The organism is Kitasatospora sp. NPDC047058, from assembly GCF_040643935.1.
GTDB lineage: Bacteria > Actinomycetota > Actinomycetes > Streptomycetales > Streptomycetaceae > Kitasatospora.
Genome location: NZ_JBEYVJ010000027.1, coordinates 1 through 16,562, shown reverse-complemented (window position 1 = coordinate 16,562; position 16,562 = coordinate 1). Strand labels below are relative to the sequence as shown.

The 16,562-nt window shown below is 73.2% G+C and carries 13 protein-coding genes and 1 pseudogene; 6 read left to right on the top strand and 8 right to left on the bottom strand.

Annotation, left to right across the window (positions count from 1 at the left end):
• Window positions 1–79 precede the first annotated feature (79 nt).
• Window positions 80–835: a hypothetical protein gene (locus ABZ885_RS06500; protein WP_360184027.1), complete on the bottom strand. Its 756-nt coding sequence runs from the start codon at window positions 833–835 to the stop codon at window positions 80–82.
• 170 nt (window positions 836–1,005) lie between these two features.
• Between ABZ885_RS06500 and ABZ885_RS06495 the strand changes: the two genes are divergently transcribed.
• Window positions 1,006–1,785: a hypothetical protein gene (locus ABZ885_RS06495; RefSeq protein WP_360184026.1), complete on the top strand. Its 780-nt coding sequence runs from the start codon at window positions 1,006–1,008 to the stop codon at window positions 1,783–1,785.
• A gap of 12 nt (window positions 1,786–1,797) precedes the next feature.
• On the opposite strand, the gene ABZ885_RS06490 is transcribed toward ABZ885_RS06495, so the two are convergent.
• The 4 genes from ABZ885_RS06490 to ABZ885_RS06475 form a co-directional block, all read right to left on the bottom strand.
• Window positions 1,798–2,397 (bottom strand): nucleoside triphosphate pyrophosphatase, encoded by a 600-nt coding sequence (locus ABZ885_RS06490; RefSeq protein ID WP_360184024.1) that lies wholly within the window; start codon window positions 2,395–2,397, stop codon window positions 1,798–1,800.
• 43 nt (window positions 2,398–2,440) lie between these two features.
• The gene (locus tag ABZ885_RS06485) at window positions 2,441–2,566 is read right to left on the bottom strand and encodes a hypothetical protein (protein ID WP_360184022.1); all 126 of its coding nucleotides are present in this window, start codon (window positions 2,564–2,566) and stop codon (window positions 2,441–2,443) included.
• A 139-nt stretch (window positions 2,567–2,705) separates the two neighbouring features.
• Window positions 2,706–2,927, bottom strand: coding sequence for an acyl-CoA carboxylase subunit epsilon (locus ABZ885_RS06480; protein WP_360184020.1), 222 nt, complete (start codon window positions 2,925–2,927; stop codon window positions 2,706–2,708).
• 41 nt (window positions 2,928–2,968) lie between these two features.
• Window positions 2,969–4,561, bottom strand: a complete 1,593-nt coding sequence (locus tag ABZ885_RS06475; RefSeq protein WP_360184018.1) for an acyl-CoA carboxylase subunit beta — start codon at window positions 4,559–4,561, stop codon at window positions 2,969–2,971.
• A gap of 290 nt (window positions 4,562–4,851) precedes the next feature.
• Between ABZ885_RS06475 and ABZ885_RS06470 the strand changes: the two genes are divergently transcribed.
• From ABZ885_RS06470 to ABZ885_RS06455, 4 genes and pseudogenes are all read left to right on the top strand, one after another.
• Complete coding sequence (locus ABZ885_RS06470) at window positions 4,852–5,742, top strand: biotin--[acetyl-CoA-carboxylase] ligase (RefSeq protein ID WP_360184016.1); 891 nt, start codon at window positions 4,852–4,854, stop codon at window positions 5,740–5,742.
• Window positions 5,743–5,923: 181 nt separating this feature from the next.
• The gene (locus ABZ885_RS06465) at window positions 5,924–7,048 is read left to right on the top strand and encodes an adenylate/guanylate cyclase domain-containing protein (protein ID WP_360184015.1); all 1,125 of its coding nucleotides are present in this window, start codon (window positions 5,924–5,926) and stop codon (window positions 7,046–7,048) included.
• A 327-nt stretch (window positions 7,049–7,375) separates the two neighbouring features.
• Window positions 7,376–8,485, top strand: a pseudogene (locus tag ABZ885_RS06460) (sensor domain-containing diguanylate cyclase); the annotation flags it as partial.
• 854 nt (window positions 8,486–9,339) lie between these two features.
• A complete protein-coding gene (locus ABZ885_RS06455) occupies window positions 9,340–9,696 on the top strand; it encodes a hypothetical protein (RefSeq protein ID WP_360184013.1) in 357 nt (118 codons plus the stop codon).
• Here ABZ885_RS06455 and ABZ885_RS06450 read toward each other — a convergent pair.
• The 3 genes from ABZ885_RS06450 to fdhD all read right to left on the bottom strand — a co-directional run bounded on the left by ABZ885_RS06450 (window position 9,690) and on the right by fdhD (window position 14,781).
• The gene (locus ABZ885_RS06450) at window positions 9,690–13,145 is read right to left on the bottom strand and encodes an NACHT domain-containing protein (RefSeq protein WP_360184011.1); all 3,456 of its coding nucleotides are present in this window, start codon (window positions 13,143–13,145) and stop codon (window positions 9,690–9,692) included. The two genes, ABZ885_RS06455 and ABZ885_RS06450, sit on opposite strands and share 7 nt — an antisense overlap.
• A 156-nt stretch (window positions 13,146–13,301) precedes the next feature.
• Window positions 13,302–13,898 (bottom strand): TetR/AcrR family transcriptional regulator, encoded by a 597-nt coding sequence (locus ABZ885_RS06445; protein ID WP_360184009.1) that lies wholly within the window; start codon window positions 13,896–13,898, stop codon window positions 13,302–13,304.
• A gap of 58 nt (window positions 13,899–13,956) precedes the next feature.
• A complete protein-coding gene (gene fdhD / locus ABZ885_RS06440; RefSeq protein WP_360184007.1) occupies window positions 13,957–14,781 on the bottom strand; it encodes a formate dehydrogenase accessory sulfurtransferase FdhD in 825 nt (274 codons plus the stop codon).
• 154 nt (window positions 14,782–14,935) lie between these two features.
• Here fdhD and hutH point away from each other — a divergent pair, with 154 nt between their 5' ends.
• Window positions 14,936–16,513 carry a histidine ammonia-lyase gene (gene hutH, locus ABZ885_RS06435; RefSeq protein ID WP_360184084.1) on the top strand — a complete coding sequence of 526 codons (1,578 nt, stop codon included), beginning with the start codon at window positions 14,936–14,938 and terminating at the stop codon, window positions 16,511–16,513.
• The last annotated feature ends 49 nt before the right edge of the window (window positions 16,514–16,562 follow it).

Below are 16,562 nucleotides of genomic sequence, written 5' to 3'. Positions count from 1 at the left end.
GTCGGTGACGGGCCCGCGCGGCGACGCGGTGGCCTTGGCCACACTCAGGGCCGTCCGGCGGATCCCGCCGGATCAGACCCTAAGCCGCGGGAGCCGTGGCGGCCGGCCGCTCCAGTGCCCGGGCGGTCACGTCGGCGGTCAGCTCGACCACGTCAGGACCGTACGCCCGCGGGTTGACGACCTTGAGGACCAGGGCGAAGGTGCCGTCCGCGCCGTACCGCCGGGCGAGCCGCCGGTGGTTGGCGACCAGGTACCGCACGGCGGCGTGGTTGGAGACGGCGGTCTGCCCGGAGACCAGGAAGGCCGGCCGGCCCTCGGGCGAGGGGCGCAGCCGGGCGAGCAGGACGAAGGCCCGGCCGCCGGAGGGCTCGGACTCGGACTCGTACCGGTACTCCTCGCCGCCCACCGCCAGCGACAGCTCCGGGATGCTGCCGGAAACGTCCTGGTGGAACGTCACCCCGGGCAGCCAGGAGGCCAGGTGCGCCGCCGTCCGGTCGTTGCTGGACGGGCCGCCGAGGCAGAACTCGGCCTTGTGGCCCAGCCCCTGACGGACGTCCTCGTGGCCGACCAGGTCGGCCTGGGCGCCGCACTCCTTGACCAGCGCGGCCAGCTCCATCAGCGCGAACACGTCGTTGCGCGAGACGCTCTTGCCGCTGGCCGAGGCGGTGTGCCGGTTCACCACCAGCAGGCACTCGCTGCCGGCCGGCAGGCCGAAGAACGCGCGGACCCGCTCCAGCCGCCGTCTCCGCCGCAGGTTCTGCGCGAGCCAGCCCAGCCCGGCGCTGATCGCGCTGGCCACCAGCCCCAGCAGCACGTTGAGCAGACTGTCGGTCATCCGCCCGTCACCTCCCCCGTTCGAACGGCCGTCAGCCTAGGGTCTGTCTTCAAACTCCCGCCTGCCGGGCGGCGTCTGGGCGGACGACGGGAGTTTGAAGACAGACCCTAACGGCGGTTGGCCGTTCCGGACCATTGACGGTCATGGCACGTGCTTCTAGCGTGCATCAAATGACGCTCTCCAGGTGGAAGTTGGCGGTCGCGGCCACCGTGTGCGGGGTGCTGGCGACGGCCGGCTGCGGCAGTTCGGGTGGTTCCGGCAGTGGTGCCGGGGCGAAGGCGGCGCCCCCGGCATCCGCCACCGGCAGCAGCCCGGCGCGAACCTTCGGGTGCCTCAGCGCCGAGCAGGCGCGGGACGGCAGCGTCGACGTGCCGGCCGTCTCGGGCACCCGGCCGGGCTACTACCGGGGCGCCGACTCCGGCCCCGGCAAGGTCGCGGTGGTCTTCTCGCACCAGAAGGACGGCTCGCTCTGCGAGTTCCTGCCGTACTTCCCCGCGTTCACCAGGGCCGGGTACGCCGTGCTGGCCACCGAGGTGCCCGGCAGCCCGGTGACGGACCTGCCGTTCGCGATGAAGTGGCTGCAGGGCAAGGGTGCGACGAAGGTCGTCCTGGTCGGCGCGTCCAAGGGCGGCACCGGCTCGCTGGTCGCCGCCGCCGCACCGTCCCCGCTGCCGGTCGTCGCCGTGGTCTCGCTCAGCGGCCCGGCGAAGTACCAGGGCGACGACGCCGACAAGGCGGTGCGGACCTCGCAGGTGCCGGAGTTCTTCGCCGTCGAGGAGAGCGACTCCCCGTTCGCCCAGGACGCCGAGGACCTGCACGCGGCCGCGGTGGCCGCGGGGAAGGCGCTCAAGGTCTACCCGGGCGGCAACCACGGCGCCGGGCTGCTGGCGGACGGCGCGCTGCCGGACGTGCTGGCCTTCCTGGCGCAGCACGCCCCGGCGGCGGGGTGACCCGGGGGAGGGTCAGGCCCAGAGGTCGGTGATGCGGACACCCAGGCCGGCGAGGAGCGAGCGCAGCAGCGGCAGCGAGAGGCCGATGACGTTGCCCGGGTCGCCGTCGATGCCCTCGACGAACGGCGCCGAGCGGCCGTCCAGGGTGAACGCGCCGGCCACGTGCAGCGGCTCGCCGGAGGCGATGTAGGCGGCGACCTCGGCGTCGTCCGGGGTGCCGAAGCGGACCGTGGTGGAGGCGGTGGCGGACGACTGCTCGCCGGTCACGGTGTCGATCACGCAGTGACCGGTGCGCAGCACGCCCGAGCGGCCGCGCATCGACTGCCAGCGGGCCAGCGCCTCGGCGGCGTCGGCGGGCTTGCCGAGGGCGAGGCCGTCCAGCTCCAGCACCGAGTCGCAGCCGATCACCAGCTCGCCGCCGGTCAGTTCGGCGGCGACCGCCTTGGCCTTGGCCTCGGCCAGGACGAGCGCGAGCTCGCCGGGGGTGGCGGCGGTGACGGCGTCCTCGTCGACGCCGCTGACCACCACCCGCGGGTCGAGGCCCGCCTGGCGCAGCAGCCCGAGGCGGGCGGGGGAGGCGGAGGCGAGCACGAGGGTGCGGCGGTCGGTCATGCCCACCAGGGTAGGGGGTCACCGAGGTGCCGGGGGTGTCCGTTCAGATCATCAGCAGAACGGCGATCACCAGGACGAAGGCGGCGAGCACACGGCCGGCGCGGTGCAGTTTCTCCTGCATCCGCCGGGCCTCGGGGGAGGGCTCGTCGCGGGGGTCTGACCAGAGCACCCCTCCAGGGTGCGCCGCGGGGCCGCCGTGACGCCTGAGTATCCGTACTCAGCTTCCGGGGCAATCCGGGCGCACACGGAGGACACGCATACGCGGAGTGGGAAGCCGGCCCGGCCTCCCACTCCGCGTATGCGCCGGGCTAACCCGCCCAGCCGGAGGTGCGCCAGGCGTTGACGCCGGGGCGCGGGGTGCCGCGCAGCCGGCGGGCGCGGTCGTTCCAGGCGGAGTCCGGGCCGGCACCGGCACGCCGGGCCGCCTCGGCGGCGGCCTGTGCGGCGGCGGCCCGGGACTGGACCACCGCCAGGACGGTGGCCAGCTCCTCGGGGGTCGGCTGCCCGTGCAGCACGTGGATCGGGGCCATGGCTCAATCCTCTCGCGACGGCCGCTTCTCGGTAAGGGTGCTCACAGGGGGATGTTGCCGTGCTTCTTCGGCGGCAGGACCTCGCGCTTGCCGCGCAGCGCCCGCAGGCCGCGGACGATGTGCCGGCGGGTCTCGCTCGGCGCGATGACGGCGTCCACGTAGCCGCGCTCGGCGGCCAGGTACGGGTTCAGCAGGGTGTCCTCGTACTCGGCGACCAGCTCGGCCCGGCGGGCGTCGACGTCCTCGCCGGCCGCGGCCGCCTCGGCCAGCTCGCGGCGGTAGACGATGTTGGCCGCGCCCTGCGCACCCATCACCGCGATCTGGGCGGTCGGCCACGCCAGGTTGAGGTCGGCGCCGAGGTGCTTGGAGCCCATGACGTCGTACGCGCCGCCGAAGGCCTTGCGGGTGATCACGGTGATCAGCGGGACGGTCGCCTCGGCGTACGCGTAGATCAGCTTGGCGCCGCGGCGGATGATGCCGTCCCACTCCTGCTCGGTGCCGGGCAGGAAGCCGGGCACGTCGACGAAGGTCAGCACCGGGATGTTGAAGGAGTCGCAGGTCCGGATGAACCGGGCGGCCTTCTCGCTCGCGTTGATGTCCAGGCAGCCGGCCAGGTCCATCGGCTGGCTGCCGACGATGCCGACCGGGTGGCCCTCGACCCGGCCGAAGCCGGTGATGATGTTGCCCGCGTACAGCGGCTGGGTCTCCAGGAACTCGCCGTCGTCCAGGACGTGCTCGATCACCTTGTGCATGTCGTACGGCTGGTTCGCCGAGTCCGGCACGAGGGTGTCGAGTTCGAGGTCCTCGTCGGTGACCGTGAGGTCCGCCTCCTCCGGGAAGGACGGCGGGTCGGAGAGGTTGTTGGAGGGCAGGTACGAGAGCAGGCTCTTGACGTACTCGACCGCCTCCTTCTCGTCCGTGGCCAGGTAGTGCGCATTGCCGGACTTGGTGTTGTGGGTGCGCGCGCCGCCCAGCTCCTCCATGCCGACGTCCTCGCCCGTGACGGTCTTGATCACGTCCGGGCCGGTGATGAACATGTGCGAGGTCTGGTCGGCCATCACCACGAAGTCGGTGATCGCGGGGGAGTACACCGCGCCGCCCGCGCAGGGGCCCATGATCAGCGAGATCTGCGGGATCACACCGGAGGCGTGCACGTTGCGGCGGAAGATCTCGCCGTACAGGCCGAGGGAGACCACGCCCTCCTGGATCCGGGCGCCGCCGGAGTCGTTGATGCCGATGACCGGGCAGCCGGTCTTCAGCGCGAAGTCCATCACCTTGACGATCTTCTCGCCGAAGACCTCGCCGAGGGAGCCGCCGAAGACGGTGAAGTCCTGGGCGAAGACGGCCACCTGGCGGCCGTCGATGGTGCCGTAGCCGGTGACGACGCCGTCGCCGTACGGGCGGTTCTTCTCCTGCCCGAAGTTGGTGGAGCGGTGCCGGGCGAACTCGTCGAACTCGACGAAGGAGTCCTCGTCCAGCAGCTCGGCCACGCGCTCACGGGCGGTCAGCTTGCCCTTGGCGTGCTGCTTCTCCACGGCCTTGGCGGAGCCGGAGTGCACCGCCTCGTCGATCCTGCGCCGCAGGTCGGCGAGCTTGCCGGCGGTGGTGTGGGGGTCGTACGGCGCCTCGGTCATCCGGTGGGCTCTCCCTGATCCATGGGCCGCGACCCGTTAGGTGCTGCACGGGCCAGGATGGGGACCCGCGCACGAGGGCAGCGCGGCGCAACGAACTACCGTTGGGTAGCGTAGCCAGCACGGAGGGCAGACGTAACGTCCTGCGGTTATGGCCAGCGACACACTGTGGTCAACGCCCGTTATGCGGGACGATAAGGCGGCCTACGGCCTGCGGGGGCGCGACCGGCGGCCCGGGCGCGGCGCGCCGGTCCGACGCGAATTGCCGGACGGGCCCCTCTACTGTGAGCCGCATGACCTCAGAGACCCCCCGCCGCAGTGGACTGCGCGGCTTCGGCCACACCGGGCCGTCGCCCTGGACCGATCTGGACCGGCCGCCGCTGGACGCCGAGGCGCTGCGCCACGACCTGCTGGTCCCGGGCGGGCTCTGGACCTCGCTGGACGTCGTCACCGAGACCGGCTCCACCAACAGCGACCTGGCCGCGCGCGCCAGGGAGGGCGCGCCGCAGGGGGCCGTGCTGGTCGCCGAGGCGCAGAGCGCCGGGCGCGGGCGGCTGGAGCGGCAGTGGACGGCACCGACCCGCTCGGGCCTCTTCCTCTCGGTGCTGCTCCGTCCGGACGACGTGCCCGTCGAACGGTACGGCTGGCTGCCGATCCTGGTCGGCGTCGCCGCGGCCGCCACGCTGAACCGGGTCGCCGAGGTCGAGGTCGGCCTCAAGTGGCCGAACGACCTCCAGGTGGAGATCGACGGCGCCGAGCGGAAGATCGGCGGCATCCTCACCGAGCTGAGTGGCGGCGCGGTGGTGGCGGGCCTGGGCATCAACGTCTCGCTCCGCGCGGCCGAGCTGCCCGTCCCCGCCGCCGCCTCGCTGGCGCTGGCCGGCGCGGCCGTGGCCGACCGGGCCATCCTGCTGCGCGCCCTGCTGCGCGAGTTCGCCGGGCTGTACACGGAGTGGACGGCCGCCGCCGGCGACCCGCACGCCAGCGGCCTGCTGCCCGCGTACGCGGACCGCTGCACCACCCTCGGGCGGGAGGTCAGGGTCCTCCTGCCCGGCGACCGGGAGCTGGCCGGCGAGGCGGTGGCGATCGACGGCGACGGCCGGCTGGTGGTCCGCACCCCCGACGGCGCCCGGCGGGCGGTCGGCGCGGGCGACGTCGTGCACGTGCGCCCCGAGCCCCGGTAGCGCTGCGCCCCCGGGGGAGGCTTCACCTCCCCTTGACCCGGGCGGATGCCCCGGATCGCGGGATTCCGTGCGAATATTCAACCCGGCAGCGGTGTGAGGCGCGCCACTGCCCGCCGGGTGGCGGGCGCGCCCGGACAGGCAGGACACGAGGCAAGTGCGGCGACCGCACGGGGACGGACCGGTGGCAGAGGACGGCAGCAGCGGCGAGACGGCGGGCACCCACGACCAGACGGTCGCGCTCGATCTGGAACGCCTGATCCTGGACGCACCACGCCGCTACACCCCGTACCAGGCCGCGCGCGCCGCCGACGTCCCGATGGAGCTGGCCACCCGGTTCTGGCGGGCGATGGGCTTCCCGGACATCGGGCAGTCCCGGGCGCTCACCGACGGCGACGTGATCGCGCTGCGCCGGCTGGCAGGACTGGTGGAGTCGGGTCTGCTCAGCGAGTCGATGGCGATCCAGGTGGCGCGTTCCACCGGGCAGACCACGGCCCGGCTGGCCGGCTGGCAGATGGACACCTTCCTGGAGAACCTCACCCAGTCGGTCGAGCCGGGCCTGACCCGTGCCGAGGTGGCGTACCCACTGGTGGAGCTGCTGCTGCCGGAGCTGGAGCAGTTCCTGGTCTACGTCTGGCGCCGGCAGCTGGCCGCCGTCACCGGCCGGGTGGTGCAGGCCGCCGAGGACGCCGAGATCACCAGCGGCCGGCTCGCCGTGGGCTTCGCCGACCTGGTCGGCTTCACCCGGCTCTCCCGCCGGCTGGAGGAGGAGGAGCTCGGCGAGCTCGTCGAGACCTTCGAGAACACCTGCTCCGACCTGATCGCCGGCCAGGGCGGCCGGGTGATCAAGACCCTCGGCGACGAGATCCTCTTCGTCTCCGAGGACCCGGTGACCGCCGCCGAGATCGCGCTGAGCCTGATCGAGGCGCTGGCCGAGGACGACACCATCCCCGCGCTGCGGGTCGGCATGGCCTTCGGCACCGTCACCTCGCGGATGGGCGACGTCTTCGGCACCACGGTCAACCTGGCCAGCCGGCTCACCTCGATCGCGCCCAAGGACGCCGTCCTCCTCGACGGCGACTTCGCCGCCGCGCTGGAGCAGAACGGCAGCGTGGCCCCGGCCGACGCGGAGGGGCCGGGCCTGGCCGAGGCGCTCTCGGCCGCGGCCGGGCTGCACGCCTCCGGCCTGCCGGTGCCGGGGCCGGACGCCGGGCACCGGTTCAACCTGCAGCCGATGTGGCGCCGCCCGGTGCGCGGGCTCGGGCTGGTCGAGCCGTGGCTGCTCTCCCGGCGGCTGCGCGGGGATTAGGTTCTGTCCGGCCCGGTACGGCCCGGTACGGCCCGGCCCGGCCCGGCCCGGTACGGCTACGCGCGGTGCGGTCGGGCGGCGGTGCGGTCCGGCCGGGCAACGGCGCGGGGTGGCCGAACGGTTGAAACCCGTACGGGTGCCCTGATCCTTTCCCGGCAAACGGGGCATAACCGAATGAAACCGCCATAGTCTTGGTGCAAGCGGCCGGACGGGTGCACCGGGCGGGTGCAGCCTCCCGACGGGCGCGGGTCCCGGCAGGGGTCCGCGACGGGGCCGGGCAGGACCGAGCACAGGGAGCGAGGCGAGCCGGTGAGCAGCGAGGCGATCATGACGGACCGCGGCTTCGACCGGCCGCAGCGGCCGGCCGCCCCCGACCTGCGCCTGAGGTCCGTCGTCGAGCTCGCCCAGGACATGGCGGGCGCCCTCACCCCGCTGGAGGCCGTCCGGGCCGCCGCCGTCCGGGCCACCGAGGCGCTCGGCGCCACCATGGCGGCGGTCTCGGTCTGGGACCGCGAGTCCGGCCGGCTGCGGGTGCTGGTCAACCACGGCGAGCTGGCACCGGGGGAGGAGGAGCTGCCGGAGGACGAGTCCTACCCGGTGGCCGACTTCCCGGAGATCGTCACCTACCTGGAGGAGCGCTGGACCACCGGCCGCCTCCCGCGCGCCTGGCTCCAGTCGGCGGAGAACTCCGAGCCGCACACCGGGCACGCGCACCCGACCGCCGGCGCGTACTGCCAGGAGCGCGCCGCGGCGCTGCGCCGGCGCGGCCGGGCGTGCTGCGTGGTCGCCCCGATCGTGCTGCACGGGCAGGCCTGGGGCGAGCTCTACCTGGCCCGGACCGTCGGGCAGGCCGAGTTCACCGAGGCCGACGCGGACTACGCGACGCTGCTCGCCGCCCAGATCTCGGCCGGCCTCGCCCAGACCGAGCGCCTCGCCGACCTGCGCAAGCTCGCCTTCTCCGACCCGCTCACCGGGCTGGCCAACCGGCGCGCGGTGGACGCCCGGCTGGAGGGCGCGCTGGCGGCGCACAACAAGGACAACACCGTCGTCTCGCTGGTGGTCTGCGACGTCAACGGCCTGAAGCGGGTCAACGACCAGCTCGGCCACGAGATGGGCGACCGGCTGCTGGAACGCTTCGCCCACCAGCTGTCGCTGGCCGCCGCCAAGCTGCCCGGCTCGCTCGCCGCCCGGCTCGGCGGCGACGAGTTCTGCCTGCTGGTGGAGGGCCAGAAGGCGGACGAGGTGGTCGCCGTCGCCGAGGAACTGTGTGCGCGGGCCCTCGCGCTCGCCGACGGCGAGGGCGTCGCCTGCGGGGTCGCCTCCACCGGGGACTCGATCGGCCCGGTCACCACCGCGGACCGGCTGTTCCGGCTCGCCGACGCGGCCCAGTACCGGGCCAAGGCCGCCCGCTCGGCCCACCCGGTGGTCGCCGGGCGCAGCCACGGGCCCGGGTTCTCGCCCGACCCGACCGTGCTGCTCGCCGACGCCGCCGACCCGCACCACCGGGCCGACGCCCGCGGCCGCGGCAACGGCCGGGCCGGGGCCGGCGACCGGCGGCGGTTCCGCGGCGCCGCGCACAGTGCCGATCCGGGCCAGCTGCTCACCGCGGTGCTCGCGGCCCTCGACCAGCACGGCTCGGCCCGCTCCGTCCACCCCGCCGACACCATGGGCAAGCTCGGCGTCGTCGCGGAGACCTCGGCACGGCTGCTGGACGCGGTCGGCTGGTGGGTCTCGTACGTGCCGCCCGGTTCGCAGCTGATGCGGACGGTCCAGCACGCCGTCTACCGGATGACCAGCGGGCCCAGCAGCAACCGGGCGGAGACCCAGCGGGCCCAGATCGAGGCCCCGGACGCCGTCTTCGACCTGCGGCACTATCCGATGACCCGGCAGGCCGTCCTCGGCGGCGCCTTCGCGCTGCGGGCGGGCGCGGCGGGCAACGACCCGGCCGAGGAGGCCATGCTGGTGGTCTCCGGCTACCGCGGGATGGTCGCCGCCGGCGGCCAGAACGCCGCCGGGGGCTGGCTGGTCGAGCTGTTCGCCGACGACGCCACCCTCCCGCTGGGCCAGGCCGCCGCGGCCATGCGCGCCCTGGTCGCGGTGGCCCTGGCCGGCCCCACCTCGCCCCCGCTGAGCTGACCGGCGGGCCGGGACCGGCCGATGTGCCGGTTCGGTGACCGCGGTGTACCGGAGTGGTCGCGATCGCCTCCCCGGGCTGGGCGCCGTCCGGCCGCCGTGGGATGGTGTCGGCGGTCGGCGGGCACGGTGCCCCGGCCGGATCGGGGGGTTGAGCTGTGCGCAGACGTCTGACGAGTGCCGGGGTGGCCGCCGTGCTGGCCTTCGGCGGTGCCGCGGCGGTGGCCGCACCCGCCCAGGCCGCCGCGGTGAGCACGGTGGCGCGCGGGGGCTCGGCCGCCGCCGTGACGACGACCTCCGTCCCGGCCGCCGCGCAGGCCGCCGGGGCTCAGTCGGCCGACTCGCACCAGGCGGTGCAGCTGGCGGGGTCGTCGAAGTCCAAGTCCAAGAAAAAGAAGAAGGGCTTCTTCGACAAGCTCGTCGGCAAGATCATCGGCGCCGTGGTGGCCGTGGTGCTGCTCATCGTGCTCGTCACCCTGGTCGTGCTCCTGGTCCGCCGCATGCGCCGTCACTGAGCCTTCTGGCGCTCCCTCCGGAATCTGTGCGCAGGGCGGGTCCTCGCCGTGGGCCGGGGATCGGGCGCGCGGGTCCGGGCTGCCATGGCGCTCCAGAAGCGCTGCAGGTCCTTGCCCGTCATGTCCTGCCAGGGAGCGCGTTTGCGGGTGAGTGCGTAGAACGACCCGCGGCGCCAGCGCACCAGAGCCTGCTGCTGGAGGCAGAAGACCTCGGTCAGCTCGGCGCGGGGCAGCTCGCCCTTCGGCGGGTAGGGGCACAGCTCGAACGGGCAGTTGCGGGGGCAGGTGCTGCCGGGTGCGGCGATCCTCGCCATCCCAACGGTGTGGCCGGGGTGTAGCGGTGAGCGGTCGTCGGTCAGGCAGGGCGGCAGGGAGTTGCGCCGGGCGCGCTCCAGCCGCCCCTCCACCGCGTCCGGATCGCCGCAGCGCTCGGCGAGGTTGAGCAGCAGGAGGACATCGGCGAGCAGCTGCTGGGCCCGTGGGTCGAGGGTGCTCCAGCCGACCGATGGCGGGATCCAGAGGTTGTGCTGGCGGGAGGATTGCGGATCGCCGGGGTCGGAGCCGACCTTCTCCATCGCACCTTTCTCGTCGATCCAGATGTACTGCTCGGGGCGCCCCGTCTCCAGAGCCAGGATGGCGAGATGGGCCGCGCGGGCCACGAAGGGATGCAGGCGCTCGCGGGTATCGTGGCGGGCCTGGTCCTCCGGTCGGCGGTCGGCGGGTGCCCGTTCGCTGCCGGCCAGGCGGACCCAGCGCTGCACGGCCGCCCGCGGCGCGTCGGCGATCGGCGGAGACTTCTCGCCGTCACCGGTTTCCCGCTCGTCCTCGGAGGCCTGGCCGGAGTGGTCGGGCAGCTCCCAGAGGCAGAGCGCATGGATCAGGGTGAGCTGGGAGAACCAGAATCGCGACCGGGCGAGCATGACCTCGGCCTGCTCGATGAGGAATCCGCGGGTTTCGTTGTTCGTGTGGGGGTGGCGCAGCCGGCGGTTGGCCGCACTCTTGAACCCCTGGGCCAGGGCCACCTCGAAGGACAGCGGCAGGTCCGCGCGGCCGCCCGGGCACCGCGCCGGGTCGAGGTGGCTGAGCCAGGCGCCCAGCCGCTCCTGGGCGTCCGCCCGGCGCTCGATGCTGACCGAGCCCACGAGCATGGGTATCAGCCAGGCCCGGGTGGCGTACTCGCGCCAGATGTCCTGCTTGGCCTCGTAGGCCCGTTTGACCTCGCCTTCGTACTTCTGCTGCCGCTGCTCCGTATTGCCGCCTTGGCGGACCGACGCATCGCTGGCCGCGTGTTCACGCTCGCGTTCGTTCGCCATCTTCTCCTGGTATGCCGTCACCGGATCAAGGTTCTCCGCATCCTTCGCGCGGACCAGTTCGCGGACCGCGTGGAAGGCCGGATCGCCGCCCGCGCCGATCTCCTGGGTGATGGCGAGTCGCAGAGCGTAGGACCGTTCCTTGATCGCGATGTGGAAGAACTCGTCGTAGGCGGGGTTCAGGCTGGCAGGCCAGAGCCTGCGCTCCTGGAGGCGGCTGATCTCGCGGAGCACCTCTCCGAAGCGGTGGATCAGCCGTTCTCTGGCCTCGTCGAGGGTCCGGCGGTCCTGCGAGTCGATCTTCAGCCAGTTCTCGTCGATGTGCTGTGCGATGTCGCGATGATGGCTCCGGCCTCGGGGGCTGGCTTGCTGCGCGTGCAGGTCCACCTCCAGGGCCGCAGCGAAGAGGTCTAGGGCCTTGGGGTCGGCGCGATCCTTCGCTGCCCTATCAAGTTTCCAGGCGACCCCCGCGGTCGTTCCCGGAGCGTCGCAACAGGCCCGCAGGACCAGGGCGATGAGCAGCTCCCGGCTCAGGTGCTCGCTTCCGAGAGCCTGCTCGACCTCGGGCCAGAGCTCGCCGAGGTGCCGTGAGCCGAGATAGGCCTGGACGATGCTGTGCGGGAAACGCACCTTGTCGCCGTGCGTCTCCACCAGGCCGAGAAGCTCGCCCCGGGTGGCGTGGAGGGCGAGGACACTCGTGTAGTCCCAGGCGGCCACGGACGGGTTCTGCTTCGCCAGCCTCTCGCGGAGTAGGTGCCGCGCCGAGTCTTTCCATCCGTCCGGTTCGCCGAGCAGGTCGCCGAAGTCCACCTCCAGGCCGTCCTCCAGCAGGCCGAGTGCGGCGAGTATCGAGATCACCTCTACGGTCTCCCTGCGCTCCTGCTCGGTCAGGGCCACGTCCTCGCGCAGATGTCCCTTGACGAGGGCGGTCTCCCAGGTGGTCAGCAGGTTGAGCCGCAGTGCCGAGCGGTCGCGTGTGCGGGTGTTGAGCCGCTCCCTGGCCTTGCCCTGGTCGAGGTGGTCCAGCAGGTGGTGCTGGCGCAGTTGTCGGGCGATCTCCATGTACAGCGGCGACTCGCTGACCACGGCGGTCTCCACGATCCAGTCCAGCCGCTTGCCATCGGGCCGGGGGTCGTCCCGGGACAGGAAGTCGAGTGCGGCCTCCTCGGAGAGGGGTTCCAGGTCGATGATGGACGCAACGGTCGCCTCCAGCGGTGCGTGCGGCCGGGAAGCGATGACCAGGGGGAGGTTTTGTCGTTTGGCGTCCTGGATGGCGGTCCGGATGACGTTGTCCCGATCATGGCTGTCACCGTCGGAAGCCATCGCTTCCTCCAGTCCGTCCGCGAGGACCACGGCGTGGCCGTCGTTGCAGAGTTGCCGCCAGACCCTGTCGGCCTGTTCGGAGGAGAGCAGGCCCCCCGGGTCGGCCTCCTCGGCGAACCGCTTCCGTGCCAGCTCCCGGAAGTCCAGCCGGGTGCCGTTCCGGCCGACGTCGCGCAGCCGGACCGGCACGGGGACGCGGTGCTGCTGCGCCAGCATGTGGGTGAGTTGGACGAGTACGGCGGTCTTCCCGGCGCCGACACTGCCTACCAGCAGGTACGGGCGCCGGCAGGCGTGGTCGTCGAGGGACCGGCAGATGACCTGGCACAGCTGCTCCCGGCCGACGACCTGGTCCACGGGTGTGCGGGCAGTCGGTACCAGCTTCTGCGGATCGTGGCGGGCTTTCCGGACGATCGGCGCTCGGATCTTCCGCCGCCGGTAGACCAGGAACACGAAGGTCGCAAGGGCCAGTGACAGGAAGGGCGTGAGAAAACCCAGCAGGACGCCGCACGCTCCGCTGCTGCTGCAACGTTCCTCGATCCACCCCTTGCTGCCTCGGCCGAAGACGTATGCGGACCAGACGATGAAGGTCAGGAATGCGGCCGCCGGAATCACGGTGAGCCACTTCCGCCGGGACGACCAGGTGCGGGGGTAACGGACCTTGACCACCTTGCGGCGACTCAGGAAGCGCAGGTAGCGGATGCGTAAGGCCCGCCGAGTCCGCTTGACGACTCCTTGGACGGCGCGGCGCGGGCGGACCAGGCGGGGCGCTTTGCGCGGTTCGAACTTGCCCCCCGGCTTCTGTGTTTCGTGGCTCATGGCATTCACGACATTCGAAGGCGCGATGTTCGAAACGTCAATGGTTCATGTGCGAACCGTTGTGGTGCGGCCGGTCGGGAAACCGTGTCTCTATTATCGAATCACCAGGAGGCCGGGTTTGAAAGGCGTCCGGCCGGGCATTGCGGTGGTTCGCCGTCAAGGCTGCAGTGCGCGCAGGGCCGCCTGGACCAGGCGGTCGGCGTAGGCGTGGTCGAGCGGGCCGAGGCCGTGCAGCCAGCGGTAGTACAGCGGGCCGTAGAGCAGTTCGACGGCGAGGTCGAGGTCGGCGTCGGGGGCGATCCGGCCGGCCGCGCGGGCGCGTTCCAGGCGGGTGCGGGTGACGGCGAGCAGCGGGTCGAGCAGCCGCTCGCGGTACTCGCGGAGCAGGGCGGGGTCGTTGAGCACCTCGGCGACCAGCGCGCGTCCGGTGCGGTCGAAGGCCGGGCCGGCCAGCTCGTCGGCGGTCGGCCGCAGGACGGCACGGAGGTCGGCGGCGAGGTCGTCGGTCTCCGGGAGGGCCAGGCCGCCGCCGGTGTCCTCGCTGGCGGCGAGGAAGGCGTCGAAGACCACCGCGCCCTTCGAGGGCCACCAGCGGTAGATGGTCTGCTTGCCGACGCCGGCCCTGGCGGCGATCTTCTCGATGGTCAGCTTGGCGAAGCCGATTTCGGCGACGAGCTCGGCCGCGGCGGTGAGGATCGCGGTGCGGCTCTGCTCGCTGCGGCGGCTGGGGTCGGGGGTGCTGTGACGGGCCATGGGGCCATCGTAGCGGGAGGCGAGACGGAACGTATCGTCTTGGCGTTTCCGGATCGGGTCAGCCGGTGATCCGGTCCGGGCGGGTGTAGACGTTGGCGCCCTCGCCGCGCAGGAAGCCGACCAGGGTCAGGCCCAGCTCCTCGGCGAGGTCCACCGCGAGCGAGGAGGGGGCGGAGACCGCCGCCAGCAGCGGGATGCCCGCCAGCGCCGCCTTCTGGGTGAGCTCGAACGAGGCCCGCCCGCTGACCAGCAGCACGTGCCCGGTGAGCGGCAGCCGGCCCGCGCGCAGCGCCCAGCCGACCACCTTGTCCACCGCGTTGTGCCGGCCGACGTCCTCGCGGGCGCAGAGCAGCTCGCCGGTCGTCCCGTCGAACAGGCCGGCCGCGTGCAGGCCGCCGGTGGACTCGAAGGTCCGTTGCACCGCCCGCAGCCGGTCCGGCAGTCCGTACAGCAGGGCGGGCGGGACGGTCAGCGGGTCGTCGCCGACCGGGTGGCGGACGTGGGTGCGGACGGCGTCCACGGTGTCCCGGCCGCAGAGGCCGCAGGCGCTGGTGGTGAGCAGGTTGCGGTGGGCGGAGAGCGGGACGGCGCCGGGGGTGCGCAGGGTCGCGTCCACCACGTTGTAGGTGTTGGCGCCGTTCTCGTCCGTCCCGGCGCAGTAGCGCAGTGCGGCGAGCGCGTCCGCGCCGTGCACCAGGCCCTCGCCGACCAGGAAGCCCGCCACCAGGTCGAAGTCCTGCCCGGGGGTCCGCATGGTCACCGTGAGCGGCTCGCCGCCGAGCCGGATCTCCAGCGGCTCCTCGGCCGCCAGCGCGTCCGGGCGCGCGCTGCGCACGTCTCCCCGCAGCCGTATCACGCGCCGCCGCGCCGTCGCCCGCGTCATCGCTCCGTCACCTCCGTGCCGTCTGTCACCCCCACAGCGTGCGCCAACCGTGGCCGTGGCAGGAAATCCGGGACCGTTCGGAGGTGTCCCGGACCCATCCGGCCCTCAGCTGTTGTCATATCTCCATTCACCTGGTGTGATGGTGTATATGGATATGCACAGTGCTGCGGCCCCCCACGCGCCGCTCGTCCAGGTCGGCAAGGCCGACGTCAGCGCCGAGGACGTGCTGGCCGTCGCACGCGGGAACGCCCGGGTCGAGATCGGCCCCGACGCGCTCGCCGAGATGGCTGCCGCGCGCGCCCGGATCGACGCCCTCGCGGCCGAGCCGCGCCCCGTCTACGGCGTCTCGACCGGCTTCGGCGCGCTCGCCGTCCGGCACATCAGCCCCGAGCTCCGCGCCCAGCTGCAGCGCTCGCTGGTGCGCTCGCACGCCGCCGGCATGGGCCCCGCGGTGGAGCGCGAGGTCGTCCGCGCGCTGATGTTCCTGCGGATGAAGACGCTGGCCTCCGGCCGGACCGGTGTCCGCCCGCTGGTCGCCCAGACCATGGCCGCCATCCTCAACGCCGACATCACCCCGGTCGTCCGCGAGTTCGGCTCGCTCGGCTGCTCCGGCGACCTCGCGCCGCTCTCGCACTGCGCGCTGGTGCTGATGGGCGAGGGCGTGGCGACCGGGCCCGACGGCGTCGAGAAGCCCGCCGGCGAGCTGCTCGCCGCGGCCGGCATCGAGCCGGTCGAGCTGCTGGAGAAGGAGGGCCTCGCCCTCATCAACGGCACCGACGGCATGCTCGGCATGCTGGTGATGGCCATCGCCGACCTGCAGCGGCTGTTCACCACCGCCGACATCACCGCCGCGATGTCCCTGGAGGCGCTGCTCGGCACCGACAAGGTGCTCGCCCCCGAGCTGCACGCCCCGATCCGCCCGCACCCCGGCCAGGCGCTCTCCGCCGCCAACATGCTGGCCGTCCTCAAGGACTCCGGCCTCACCGGCCACCACCAGGACGACGCGCCGCGCGTCCAGGACGCCTACTCGATCCGCTGCGCCCCCCAGGTGGCCGGCGCCGGCCGCGACACCCTGGCCCACGCCCAGCTGGTCGCCTCCCGCGAGCTGGCCGCCTCGGTGGACAACCCGGTGGTGCTGCCGGACGGCCGGGTCGAGTCCAACGGCAACTTCCACGGCGCCCCGGTCGCGTACGTGCTGGACTTCCTCGCCATCGCCGCCGCCGACCTCGGCTCGATCTCCGAGCGCCGCACCGACCGGCTGCTCGACAAGGCCCGCTCGCACGGCCTGCCGGCCTTCCTGGCCGACGACCCGGGCGTGGACTCCGGCCTGATGATCGCCCAGTACACCCAGGCCGCACTGGTCAGCGAGAACAAGCGGCTCGCCGTGCCGGCCTCGGTCGACTCGATCCCGTCCTCCGCGATGCAGGAGGACCACGTCTCGATGGGCTGGTCCGCCGCCCGCAAGCTGCGCCAGGCCGTCGACAACCTCGGCCGGATCCTCGCCGTCGAGCTGACCGCGGCCTCCCGCGCGCTGGAGATCCGTCAGCAGGCGGACTCGGGCGGCAAGGTGGCCCCGGCCTCCGCCGCGGCCATGGCCGCCGCCCGGGAGGCCGGGGTCGGCGGCGCCGGCCGCGACCGCTTCCTCTCGCCGGACCTGGAGGCCGCGGCGGCGCTGGTCGCCTCCGGCGCACTGGTGCAGGCGGTCGAGCAGGTCACCGGCCCGCTGGCCTGACACCCCGTCCGGCGCGGGGCGGGTGGGATCAGTCCCACTCGCCCCGCGC

What these genes read in the sequence shown, in the direction of transcription:
- ABZ885_RS06500 (WP_360184027.1), bottom strand. Translation starts at nt 835, where the DNA reads ATGACCGACAGTCTGCTCAACGTGCTGCTGGGGCTGGTGGCCAGCGCG.
- ABZ885_RS06495 (WP_360184026.1), top strand. Translation starts at nt 1,006, where the DNA reads ATGACGCTCTCCAGGTGGAAGTTGGCGGTCGCGGCCACCGTGTGCGGG.
- ABZ885_RS06490 (WP_360184024.1), bottom strand. Translation starts at nt 2,397, where the DNA reads ATGACCGACCGCCGCACCCTCGTGCTCGCCTCCGCCTCCCCCGCCCGC.
- ABZ885_RS06480 (WP_360184020.1), bottom strand. Translation starts at nt 2,927, where the DNA reads ATGGCCCCGATCCACGTGCTGCACGGGCAGCCGACCCCCGAGGAGCTG.
- ABZ885_RS06475 (WP_360184018.1), bottom strand. Translation starts at nt 4,561, where the DNA reads ATGACCGAGGCGCCGTACGACCCCCACACCACCGCCGGCAAGCTCGCC.
- ABZ885_RS06470 (WP_360184016.1), top strand. Translation starts at nt 4,852, where the DNA reads ATGACCTCAGAGACCCCCCGCCGCAGTGGACTGCGCGGCTTCGGCCAC.
- ABZ885_RS06450 (WP_360184011.1), bottom strand. Translation starts at nt 13,145, where the DNA reads ATGAGCCACGAAACACAGAAGCCGGGGGGCAAGTTCGAACCGCGCAAA.
- ABZ885_RS06445 (WP_360184009.1), bottom strand. Translation starts at nt 13,898, where the DNA reads ATGGCCCGTCACAGCACCCCCGACCCCAGCCGCCGCAGCGAGCAGAGC.
- fdhD (WP_360184007.1), bottom strand. Translation starts at nt 14,781, where the DNA reads ATGACGCGGGCGACGGCGCGGCGGCGCGTGATACGGCTGCGGGGAGAC.
- hutH (WP_360184084.1), top strand. Translation starts at nt 14,936, where the DNA reads ATGCACAGTGCTGCGGCCCCCCACGCGCCGCTCGTCCAGGTCGGCAAG.